The organism is Burkholderia sp. Bp8998 (assembly GCF_003854235.1).
In the GTDB taxonomy this organism is placed as follows: Bacteria; Pseudomonadota; Gammaproteobacteria; order Burkholderiales; family Burkholderiaceae; genus Burkholderia.
On sequence record NZ_QTQF01000125.1, the window covers coordinates 1 to 1,564 of the forward strand.

General features: G+C 63.9%; 1 protein-coding gene and 1 pseudogene. One reads left to right on the top strand and one right to left on the bottom strand.

The window, feature by feature from the left end:
* Nucleotides 1-63: 63 nt before the first annotated feature.
* Nucleotides 64-426, bottom strand: coding sequence for a hypothetical protein (locus DIE06_RS39495; protein WP_311767664.1), 363 nt, complete (start codon nt 424-426; stop codon nt 64-66).
* Here DIE06_RS39495 and DIE06_RS37715 point away from each other — a divergent pair.
* Nucleotides 410-1,564 (top strand): annotated as a pseudogene (locus DIE06_RS37715) (hypothetical protein); the annotation flags it as partial. The gene DIE06_RS39495 and the pseudogene DIE06_RS37715 sit on opposite strands and share 17 nt — an antisense overlap.

The window sequence follows — 1,564 nt, forward strand, 5'->3', positions numbered from 1 at the left end:
TCTTTTCTTCTTCATCGGCATATCCATGACTTTTACACCTCATGATATGCCTCGCCCACGAAATCACGGATAGGTCCCGGCCAGCTCGCTGTCGACGGGGCTGAGCACGACGAATAGCCGCGTGACGTCGCTGTCGACTTCGACATCGACGACCGCCAGCTCGTTGTCGACCGGTCTCAGCTCGACCAACAGCTCGGTCGCTTCACTGTCGACCTCGACCTCGACGGGTCTCTCGTCGGCGAACAGCTCGATTACGTCGTTGTCTACGGGCGTGAGTTCGCTGTCGACCGGCTTGAGCACGACGAACAGCAGCGTGACGTCGCTGTCGACTTCCACATCGACGACGGCCAGCTCGTTGTCGACCGGGCTGAGCACAACGAACAGCAATGTGACGTCGCTGTCGACGGTCGTGTCGGCGACGCGCACGCACTATTACAGCGTCAACGATAACGGTACGCAGCAGGGCAATTACAACAACGACGGTGCGACGGGTATCAATGCGCTGGCGGCAGGGACGAACGCAACCGCGGCCGGTACCTCCAGCGTCGCGGTCGGCGACCGTGCAAATGCGGCCGGTGCCTCCAGCGTCGCGGTCGGTAACGGTGCAAATGCGGCAGGCGGTAGCAGTGTTGCCATCGGCAATGCAGCTACCGCGGGCCCGACACAGGCGCTGGCGATCGGTACGCTGGCGACTGCATCGGGAACCCAGTCGACCGCGATCGGATCGGCTGCTCACGCCACGGGTGGCGACGCGATTGCAATCGGCCAATTCGCCGCGGCCCTGGCCGATAATTCCAGTGCGTTCGGTGCTAGCGCACTTGCATCCGGTGTCACCGCCTCGGCATTCGGCAATGGCGCGACCGCCTCGGGCAACGGCGCGTCGGCATTTGGCGTCGCGGCGAGCGCGACGACATTGAACGCGACGGCGATCGGATCAGGCGCCACGGCCGGCGTCAGCGCGGGTGACGTCGCGTTGGGCGCCGGGTCCGTGACCGCTGCGCCGAACCCGACCGCGACCGGCACGATCGGTGGCGTGACTTACACCTATGCGGGATCGAATCCGACCAGCGTTGTAAGTGTCGGTAAGCCGGGAAGCGAACGGCAGATCACCAATGTCGCTGCCGGCCAGGTCACGGCGTCGAGCACGGATGCGATAAACGGATCGCAACTGTATGCGACCAATCTCGCTGTCGGCAGCTTGTCGACGACGGTATCCGGGACGTCGAGCGCCATTTCATCGCTGTCTACCGGGGTCGGTTCGCTGTCGACGGGCCTGAGCACGACGAACAGCAGCGTGGCGTCGCTGTCGACTTCGACGTCGACGACGGCCAGCTCGTTGTCGACGGGTCTGAGCACGACGAACAGCAGCGTGGCGTCGCTGTCGACTTCGACGTCGACGACGGCCAGCTCGCTGTCGACGGGTCTGAGCTCGACCAACAGCACGGTTACTTCACTGTCGACCTCGACCTCGACGGGACTCTCGTCGGCGAACAGCTCGATTACGTCGTTGTCGACGGGCGCGAGCTCACTGTCGACCGGCTTGAGCACGACGAACAGCAACGTG